Annotated in this window: 6 protein-coding genes; 2 read left to right on the forward strand and 4 right to left on the reverse strand. The window is 59.6% G+C overall.

The window, feature by feature from the left end:
• Positions 1-134: 134 nt before the first annotated feature.
• A complete protein-coding gene (locus VGY55_18730) occupies positions 135-2780 on the reverse strand; it encodes an alpha-galactosidase (protein ID HEV2972016.1) in 2646 nt (881 codons plus the stop codon).
• Positions 2781-2987: 207 nt separating this feature from the next.
• Positions 2988-3116 (reverse strand): hypothetical protein, encoded by a 129-nt coding sequence (locus VGY55_18735; GenBank protein HEV2972017.1) that lies wholly within the window; start codon positions 3114-3116, stop codon positions 2988-2990.
• A gap of 220 nt (positions 3117-3336) precedes the next feature.
• Between VGY55_18735 and VGY55_18740 the strand changes: the two genes are divergently transcribed.
• On the forward strand, positions 3337-7206 hold the full coding sequence (locus VGY55_18740; protein HEV2972018.1) for a tetratricopeptide repeat protein: 3870 nt from the start codon (positions 3337-3339) through the stop codon (positions 7204-7206).
• 298 nt (positions 7207-7504) lie between these two features.
• Here VGY55_18740 and VGY55_18745 read toward each other — a convergent pair whose 3' ends face one another.
• Entirely contained in the window at positions 7505-8089 is a 585-nt protein-coding gene (locus VGY55_18745) for a PEP-CTERM sorting domain-containing protein (protein HEV2972019.1), read from the reverse strand.
• A 474-nt stretch (positions 8090-8563) separates the two neighbouring features.
• On the opposite strand from VGY55_18745, the gene VGY55_18750 reads away from it, so the two are divergent.
• The gene (locus tag VGY55_18750; protein ID HEV2972020.1) at positions 8564-8902 is read left to right on the forward strand and encodes a hypothetical protein; all 339 of its coding nucleotides are present in this window, start codon (positions 8564-8566) and stop codon (positions 8900-8902) included.
• A 347-nt stretch (positions 8903-9249) separates the two neighbouring features.
• Here VGY55_18750 and VGY55_18755 read toward each other — a convergent pair.
• On the reverse strand, positions 9250-9989 hold a 740-nt coding region (locus VGY55_18755; GenBank protein HEV2972021.1), incomplete at its 5' end, for a hypothetical protein.

Here is a 9989-nt window from a genome sequence, read left to right on the forward strand (position 1 = left end):
CCCGCGCGAGTCGAATCGTCTCGGGATCGCCCGCAGCCAAAGCCTGCTCGATCTGCTTCGGGGCGAGGTCCACGCCCTAGGTTTGCGACCACTCAACAGGGCGATCCGTCGGTCGCAGCTCTTGAGATAAACTCTTAATCCGCTTGTTTGTGATAAATGAACACCGCCGCTCCCGGATGGTCGGTGATATGGACGGGCAAACCGGTGACGCCGAGTTCATGGCCTGAAAGGACGATCGGTTTGTCGGGCGCGTCGAGGTTGGTCGCGATGAAGCGGGCGGTCGGATCGAGACCGCGGAGCTGCAGGGGCAGCGTGTCCTGACTGCTTTCCGCACGCCGAAACGCTTCGATCAGCCCCTCGCCCGTTTCCGGCCGGTCGAATTGCCAGGCGATCCACGCTTTGTCGTCCTGGCTGTATGGGGTCAGCGGGTAGTAGTCGTCGAAGTAGTAGGGGTTGATCTGCCGCCATTGGGCGATCAGGCGGCGCAGCGCATCGTAGTCGATCTTCTTCACCCGAATGTCGATTCCGCAGCCAAGGCTCGGGGCCGTGTTGCTCCAAAAGGCATACGGTTCGATCGGAGTCAACCCGCCGCCGTAATATGCGGCATTGGCACAGGCCACCGTGCCGGTGCCATGATAAGGAATCCAAAACGAGATGCCGTAGGTCATGCACTGATGGCCAATCGGCTCAAAGGCATAATCGCTGCGCCAGAGGGGCACGGCCCGGCGCAGGGTTTCCAGATCATTGCGCCGTCCGCCGCTGGCACAGGTGTCGATCAGCAGTTGCGGATGCCGCCGCCGCAATTCGTCCCAATAGGCGAGGTAGCCGCAAACGTGCCGGATCTCCGTGATCCCTTGCCGGTCCGGCGCGTCGTTGGCCCGCCAATATGCCAAGGGGTCCATGTTGAAATCCTGCCGATAGAGGTCGATCCCTTGTTCGGTGAGCAAATGGTCGACATGATCGGTGAGCCATTGCCGGGCCGCCGGATTGCCTAGGTTCAAGAGCCGAGTTTCGTTCTCGCCGGATTCGGAGGCATGGTCATAGAGGCGCAGTCTAGTGCCATCGGGCTTTGGGCCAGGCTTCAAGAAGCCGTAGCTCCACGGGCCGTTCGGATTGCGGTCCGGGCTGAACTCCTTAGCCGGATCGTACACTTTGCCTGACGGGGCCGTGAGCCGGGCCTCCAAACCTGTCGAATCGCAAATATACGAACCGTTTCCCCAGCCGACGGCGAAGTCGAGCGTCGCTCCCTTGGCGAGGTTCAGCTTGCCGGCGTAAGCCGTTCGCTTCCCTTGGCCGTGAAGATTGATGAAGTTGTCGAGCACCGAGCGGTCGCCATCGAGCAGATGCACGTCGGTCGTGGTGCTTTGGTCGATGGCCAGGAAGGCGGCGTCGATGGCATACTCGCCCGCCTCGGGAGCGGTGAAGCGGACCACGCTGTATTGGCCCTGCGGTCCCGGATGCAGCGAGAGTCGCCCCGGCTCCCAAACGATGTTGGCCAGCGAACACACTTGGTCAGTCTGATTGCAAGTCACATTGGGATCGGAACCAAACTCCTTCGTCGCCCAGGAGCGCAGGCCGCCTTTGTGCGGCGTCGCCGCGAGCAACCATTCGGGATGGTTCTCGTAGAGCCAAGTGCCGGGCGTTACTCGTTCCGGCTCAAACCAGACGAGAATCTTGATTCCTTGGGCGTGGGCATGGTCGCTGATAGGCCGAAAGCCGTGCGGGAACCTCTTCGGATCGACCTCCCAAGTGCCGACCTGCGGCCATCCCTGCTGCTGCACGTACCAGCCGGCGTCCATCCACCAGTAGTCGAGCTTAATACGTTCTTCAACGTAGCGGTCAATGTGCATGATTTGATTCTGCTCGTTGGCGCCGATCATTTCGCCATAGGCGCGCGAGCTGGAGGCGACAAACTGCGGCGGGGGGAGTTTTCCGCCCGGCCGCGGCAGATTGTGAACGATCATCCACCGCCGCCATAGGTTCTGGCCTCGAATCCAATCGCCGCGCCAGAAGAGCAATGCTATCATTGGCGTGCGCACTTCTTCGCCCGCCATGAGCTTGAAATGGGTCAACTCCTGCCCGGTCCGAATGCGAATCCCGGCGGCTTCGTCGCGATCGAATTCGGCCGCCCATTGGCCGGGCCACCCGACGGCGAGAATCACGCCCCGACCGGGCCATTCGAGATTGAAATACGAAAGATCGCTATTCGTGGGCCGGCCGCCGGCTGCGCCAATCCGCTGGCTGGCGCCGGGAGGAAGCGGCGTTTCTCGCGGGCCGTAATCGCTCTTGGTGGCCGGCGAGCCGATCGCGTGGTGCAGGAGGAATTCTCCCTCGCCGCCGCGCTGCCAGCGGCAGTCGAGGGCTTGAATGTTTTCCAGGATCGGACTCTCCGTGGGACCGTTGTTCTGAAAATACACGGTCCACTCGACGGCCGGAAAATCGTCGTATTCGATTCCCACGCAGCACACGACCAACCCGCCGTCGGGCTGAGTCAACGTAAGCGTGTGCTCGGTTCGCATGTTGTCCAGCTTGCGGGAAGTGTGGCTCCGCTGCCAATGCCGCAAAAAATCGGCGGATGGCTTGCCGCCGAGCGTGAATGAAAACGAGGGTTCGACCGGCGCCTCGTCGTTCGTTAGCGAGGCGGCAGTCCAGCGTCGCGCGTCCTCCAATTCATCCGCCGTCGGCGTCACGGCCCGAGCCGTGGCCGGAGCAAGAACCGCGAAAACTACGGCCGCTGCCAGGGCGAGCAGCTGCCGACCACGCGAGCGGTAGTGTTCCATCAAGTGGGTCGCCAGGAAACTGGGTCGGAACCTGAATCTGTGTGGATCATTCTCCGTTTCGGCGCACGTGCGAGCAAGCCGCTTGCTCATGCCAGCGCCCCCGTCCACCCGTCCCAGATTCCACCGGACGCTTACTTCAATCTCGACGTGAAACGCAATCAATGATACCACTGCTGCGCTCGGCCAGGCCTTCGCGAGACAATATATCTATGCGCTTGCCGCTGCTCCCTCCAGCGCATCGCCCAGCTTGATCGTGCCGGCCTTGATGCTCTTTAGCAGGTCGATCAAGCCGCTGGCATCGAAGCTCGACAGATCGGAGAGCGGCTTGCCATGCATCTTGCCGGCCAGTGTTTCGAGCCGCCGATGATCGAACCCCTTGATCTCGCCAGCGAGCCGATGGGCGTAGTCGATCTGCTTAGCGGAGGCACGATGGCCATTGCCGCGAAGTGGGGCAACTTAGTTGCTCGTCCAGCGCACGGCGGCAGTGGTATACTGAGACCAACGTTACGGACAATTTCAGCAGCTCGCGGCAACAGCCTAAGTTTGGAGGCAGGACATGTCGCACGACCTCGCCACGCAGCGAAGCGCGCGGATCTGTTTTTTTCACATCCGATACGTATCTTGGCTGCTTTGGCTTGGTGTTGCCGCGGCGGGCATCACTCAGGCTCAGCAGCCGGTGCCCGACAAACAACTCTCTCCGCAGCAGAAGGAGCGGCTAGAGGAGGGCGAGAAGTTCGCCCGCCGAAGCGGTCAGCTTCGCGATTCGGGAAAACTGGCTGAGGCCATCGAAACAGGAAAGAAAGCGCTGGCCGTCTATCGCGAAGTGCGGGGTAACGAAGACAGCGATGTAGCCAGTGGCCTGGAATTCCTTGGCGACATGCTGGCGAAGCAAGGGGACTTTGCCGCCGGGCGAAAGGCACTCGACGAGGGTCTGGCGACAAGGATTAAGCTTTTTGGCAAAGCGCATTGGAAGGTGACCGACGCCCGATTGACGTTGGATCACCTGGCGCTCCTTGAAAAATTGACTCCGGAGCAACGCCAAAAGCTTGCCGATGCGGAAGGATTGAATGCCAAGGCTGAGACGCTTTCAAGACAGGGCAAGTATCGCGAAGCCGTAGCGCCGTCGCTGGACGCTTTGGAGACCGAACGGCATATTCTTGGCGAAAAGCATCGCGATTTTGCGGTCGATCTGTTCAACCTCGGTCAGCTCTACGAGGAGATGGACGATTATGCGAAGGCCGAATCGTTGTACCTGCAAGTGATTCAGATTGAAAAGGAAACATTGGGCTACAATCACCCGAGGTATGCTACTGGCCTCAGCGCCCTCGCCAGGCTCTATCAATCGAGGGGCGCCTCTGCCAAGGCCGAGCCACTCCTGCAACAAGCGCTCACGATCCAGAAGGAATCGCTGGGCGAGAAAGACACGGATTACTCCGAAAGCTTGTACAACTTGGCGACGCTGTACGAATCGCAGGGAAACTACGCCAAAGCGGAACCACTTTATCTTCAGTCGCTGCAAATCCGCAAGGAAGTCCTGGGCGAGAAAGATCCCCTCTACGCGCAGAATCTGGACGGGCTGGCCGATCTTTACCAGGAGAATGGAGAGTTCGCCAAGGCCGAACCCCTCTTTCAACAATCGGCCGAGATCTACCGGGTCGTGTATGGCGAAAAGCACCCATACTATGCGAGTTGCCTGGACAACCTCGGCCGATTTTATTCCCAGGCTGGACAATACTCGAAGGCTGAATCGCTCCTAAAGCAAGCGCTCCAAATTCGCAAAGACGCTTTGGGAGAGAAGAATGCCACCTATGCCGTCAGCCTCAAAGATCTGGCCTATCTCTACAATCAGATCGGCGAACCCACCAAGGCTGAACCGCTTTATCAGCAAGCAGCTCAGATTGAAAGAGAAACTCTCGGCGAAAAGCATCCGTATTACGCCACCAGCCTTGGCAACCTGGCACACACCTATGAAAGCATGGGGGACTACGTCAAGGCCGAGCCGATCATGCGGAAGGTGCTCCAGTTGACCAAGGACTCATTTGGCGAAAAACATCCCAAATATGCCCATGATCTCAGCAGCCTAGGGATGCTGTATGAGTCGATGGGAGATCACGCTAAGGCTGAACCACTGCTTCAGCAATCGCTGGAAATCAGAAAGATTGCGTTAGGCGAGAAGCATCCCGACTACGCCAAGAGCTTGAGCAATTTAGCCAGCCTCTACGAGCAGTCGGATGACTATGCGAAGGCTGAGCCGCTTTGGAAGCAAGTGCTTCAAATCGAAAAGGAATCGTTGGGCGAAAAGCACCCCCAATACGCCCTTAGCCTACAGAATCTTGGCTACTTCTACGAAATGACGAGCGACTACGCCAAAGCCGAGAATTGTTTCGTCCGGGCCGGTGAAATCCTCAAAACGGCGGTCGGCGAAAAGCATCCAATCTATGTGGCGAATCTCGAACACCAAGGCTTCCTTTACTGCGCAATGGGCGAATACGCAAAGGCAGAGCCATTCTATCGGCAAGCCCTGAAGACGACCGAAGTAGCACTCGGGGAGAACGATCCGCGCTACGCTGGCATGTTGAACAATCTGGCAGCACTGTACCAGTCCACAGGCAGATTTGCCGAGGCCGAACCGCTCTGCCGCGAGGCGCTACTGCGGGCCGAGCGGCAGTTGGAAATCATCTCGGGCGTGCAATCGGAACGGCAGCAATTGGCCATGCGTCTGATCGTTTGGGGCTATCTAGATCGTTATCTCTATCTGACGGCAGAAGCCGAATTGCCCACCGAGCCGGTCTATGCGGAGGTATTGAAATGGAAGGGAGAAGTGGCCGCGCGCCAACAGCAAATCCGTCGAACTCGCGGCCTCCTCGCCGCGGGAGGCAAAGAAGTGACCCGTCTCCAAGCTGAGTTGACAGAGGCAACTCGCTCGCTGGCGGCCCTTTCGCAGCCAACCGCCGGCGCCAACCCAAAGCGACAGTCTCAGCTTGCGGCACTGGGCGACAAGATCGAAGACCTGCAAACGAAATTGGCCGGCGCCAGTGCTGAATTTCGTCAACAACTCGGCCAGCAGCGCGGTGGCTCGGGCGACATTCGCAAGGCGCTGCCAGCCGACGCTGCGCTGATAGATCTGCTGTCCTACTCGGTTTTCCGGCCCGCCAAGGTAAAGGGAGCGAAAGAGACCTTGGAATTGCATCTAACCGCGTTCGTCGTCCGGCGCGACCAGCCCATCGAGCGCGTCGAATTAGGACTTGCCGCACCGATTGAGCGGGCCGTCGAAGCTTGGCGGAAGCAATTCGGTCGCGCTGGCAACGGTGAAGACCCTGGCGCCGACCTGCGACGACTCGTTTGGCGGCCGCTGGAGAAATACGTGATCGGCTCCAATACCGTGCTGATCTCGCCCGAATCCGTGACGGCCCCGATCGCTTGGGCGGCCCTGCCGGGGACAAAGCCGGGAACCTATTTGATCGACGACTATTCGCTCGCCATCGTGCCGATTCCGCGATTCCTTCCCGACCTGTTGGCCGAAAATGAACACGTCCAGAGCGATCAAGGCAAACCGGCCGAAACTCCTTCGCTGCTCTTGGTGGGCGACGTGGATTTTGGCGCCGATCCTGGCAAAAGCGATTTGCTGGCGATGGATCGTGGCGCCGCGCGCGGCGATCAGCCGCTGAGATGGTCGCCGCTTCCCGGCACGCGCGACGAGGTGGCGGCGATCAAAGAATCATTCCTCAAGCGATTTGGCCAGACCGAGCCGATCGAGTTGACGAAGGATCGGGCCACCAAGAGCGCTGTCCGAAATCAAATCGGCAATTGCCAGTATCTGCACTTTTCCACGCACGGCTTCTTCGCCCCGCCCCAACTTCGCTCGGCGATGGAGGGCAACGTCCAGCCGAACAGCGCGGCCGGCGCGAGTCCTCTTTCCGCACCGCGCATATCGGGATTCCAGCCCGGATTGCTCTCGGGTCTCGTGCTGGCCGGCGCGAACCGACCATTGGAAGACGGCAAAGAGGACGGCATCCTCACGGCGCTGGAAGTCGAAGAGATGGATTTGAGCAAGGTGCAACTCGCTACGCTCTCCGCGTGCGAGACGGGGTTGGGCGAGACGGCGGGGGCGGAAGGCCTGCTCGGCTTGCAGCGGGCCTTTCAAACGGCCGGGGCAAAATCGGTGGTCGCTGGCTTATGGAAGGTGCCCGACAAAGCGACGCAGATGTTGATGGCCCGGTTTTACGACAATCTATGGCAGAAGAAGATGTCGAAGTTGGAGGCACTTTGCGAGGCACAACGCTGGATGCTCCACGAGGCCCCGAAGGAGCCGGGCCTCGCGCGCGGATTGCAATTCGCCACAGAATCGCTCGACAAACCCGACAAATCCAGCACTCTTCCGCCATATTATTGGGCCGCCTTCGTACTCAGCGGCGATTGGCGATAGTTCCTGCCGCCGGCACGACTCGCCACGGCAGATTTCGCGACTGGCGTTGCCGTCTCCTTCATCAGGCGCTCGGTCTCGATACGCTCCTGCCATCTGACATTAGCCGCACAAGATCGCCATTGGCGTGACGACGCACAGCGACGCCGATCAGCAGCGTCCGCAGGCTGAATTGGAAGCGGCGGCGCTTGCGTTTCGGCGGCTCGGCTTTCGACGGCTCATTTTGCATGACCGCATTATCCCCGACCGCGGACAGCCGGGGCAAGCGCCCGATCAGCACGGCAGAAGGCCACCATGGCGATCAAACATGTCGCGCGGATAACGGCGACCGCGCTTTCGTACGGCGCTGGCGTGCGCTGAGGCCGAGAAGTGCGCCGCCAACCACGAACGACAGCCAAGCGTTCGGTTCGGGCACGCCGAAGACTTTGATCAGCGAAGGGGAGTCGCCAGGGCCGGTGAGCGAGGTCAACGTGAATTTTCCGTCGACGGTGATCGAAGTATCGCCATCCGGCAGCGGCGGGAGTGCAACCGTAGCTGACGCGAAGCTGAGGCCCACTGAGCCTGACTTCGACGTGCTGAACAGGAGCGTGTCGGCTGCCCCACCCCATACGCCGTCCGCATCAGTGAACGCGATGTCGGCGGAGAACGTGACCGTGCTGGCCGGCCCTGCGATCCAAAGGTACGGATACCCAAGGGACACGGTTGTCGCTGGCAGGCCGAGTCCATCGAGGTAATACACCGCGTGGATGTGCCCGACAAGTTTCAGCTCTGCACCCGTTGTCGCGCCGGTCTCGGAAACGTATGTCGGCGTTGCGGAGGGAGGTGCGGACGGGATGATCACCCCGAATGGGCTGTCGCCACCTGGAGGCGGTGCTAAATATGACACGGCCCCGATAGTACCCGTACGGAAATGAGCCGGCGCCCACGCCGAGGTCGAGAAAATCAGGATACGGAAGCAAGGTGACGACCGTGCCAGTTGAGTCCAGCGGGCCACCCCCGAGAGTTACTGTAATATCGGCGGTCGTTAATCCGGGGGCAGGCCCAAGAATGCCGGCATTGGCGGGGCGGCTACAAAGAAATGAGAGTACAGCAATCAGACCAGCGACGCAGCAACGCGACGCGACCTTCGGCGCCCGCCATAAAAAACCGCGATTTGGCTTGCTCATTGGCGTTCCCCCTGTGCTGCTGAACTTCGGCGTTTTCACACGCCGGGAGATGGTTGGCGGGCTTCGATCACAATGTCGGCCTTTCCCATCCGGACCGTAGATTCCACAACCCCCCACACCCCCACCCAAGAACAAAGTGTTAGGATAATGTTAGACTTCGACGGAAGCAAGGAAATTCTCATCGTCTGCAGCGATTGAAAGCCCATGTGCCGACAGGACTTTCAACACCGATACAACGTCTAGTTAATTCGGCGACGACTGCTCATGAGCTGCGTCGTCCGAAGGTGCGCGATGATCTTCGACAAGCCGCTGACCTTCTCCAAGTCGATGTTGACGGCGCAAAACAGGGTCAGCAATTCGACCCGTGGGTGGTGCAGAGGTATCGCGAACTGCTGGCGAAAGAGAAGTCACTAAATGCGCTTGAGCCTGCGCCAAATGAGGAGCTTCTCAATCGCTGCCTCAATGCCGAAGAGGAATCGCGCGGGCTGCCGCCCTATCAAAAGGAAAAGGCGAAGAATGTCGCGGCAAATTAGCCGCCGTCCCTTTTCCTTGACGCCCCTTCAAACTGTACCACTAGCGAGCAAGGGATCCTGTTGGCATCGGGACCAAGCCGGACTGACGCGGGCGGCCGGGGCCGCGCTTGATCGGCCGCCGAGACGAATTAGAATCGGACCGGGCGGCGTTCCTGGGGTTCGCAACCGCCCGTTGCCCGCGGCTCGTGGTCGCGGGCGTTTCTATGCGCCGTCAATCGGCGTGACCATTGGCTCATCGCGGCATTCTTGACGGAGCCGCCACAGCCGGACGCCATCTGGCCAACGCATCGTCGGGCGGGATTCTCAACTCCCACGGTTGGCGCGGCCGGACGCAGGCGGCTGGATTCCTAGTAGTCAGTATCGCAATCGAAAAGAATATCGCAATTCGGCAATGCCTTCTGAAAGTCTCGCACTCCCGCGAAGGTGACTTTGGTCCCCTTCACATCCACCCTTAGAAGTTGACCCATTTCCTTGAGGTTTGCCAATCCAGCGTCGGTGACTTGACTTCCGCTCAAGTCGAGGAATTCAAGTTGATTCAAGCATTTGAGGTTTACGAGATCGGCGTCGCTGGCTAACTCCCTAAGTTCGACGGATATCACTTCACTAAAAAAGGAAGGTTCTGAATGCACAACATACCAACCCGACACGTGCGGCGAGACTTGCTCGTAGTCGTATTGAATCCAACCATGCAATGCCTTGATTGCAACTACCGCATCGTGTTCTCGACGCTTCTGCTCAATTCTCCGCCCAAGCCACGCACTGGCAGTCGCGACGATCAAAGTGAAGATCATTAGCGACCGCAGGCTGAATTGATACCAGCGGCGGCCACGGAGGTGAGGTCGAATCAGAAAAAGGACCGCCGCCACGGCAACGCTGCCGAAGGCCAAACACGCCGTCCAGACCTTATCGTCGTGGAAGCCAAACCAGTGAAAGCTCGCACACGACAGGATTAAAACCTCGACCGCCAGCAGGCCAAGCAAAATGCGGTCGGGCGTCAGCCGCAACCAACTCAACTTTCGTTTCGGCAGTTCAGCTTCTGGCGGCTCGCTTTGCATCGCCCCATTATCCCCGACCGCGGGCAGCCGGA

The sequence above is a fragment of the Pirellulales bacterium genome, assembly GCA_035939775.1.
In the GTDB taxonomy this organism is placed as follows: domain Bacteria; phylum Planctomycetota; class Planctomycetia; order Pirellulales; family DATAWG01; genus DASZFO01.

What these genes read in the sequence shown, in the direction of transcription:
- VGY55_18735 (HEV2972017.1), bottom strand. Translation starts at nt 3,116, where the DNA reads ATGCATGGCAAGCCGCTCTCCGATCTGTCGAGCTTCGATGCCAGCGGC.
- VGY55_18730 (HEV2972016.1), bottom strand. Translation starts at nt 2,780, where the DNA reads ATGGAACACTACCGCTCGCGTGGTCGGCAGCTGCTCGCCCTGGCAGCG.
- VGY55_18740 (HEV2972018.1), top strand. Translation starts at nt 3,337, where the DNA reads ATGTCGCACGACCTCGCCACGCAGCGAAGCGCGCGGATCTGTTTTTTT.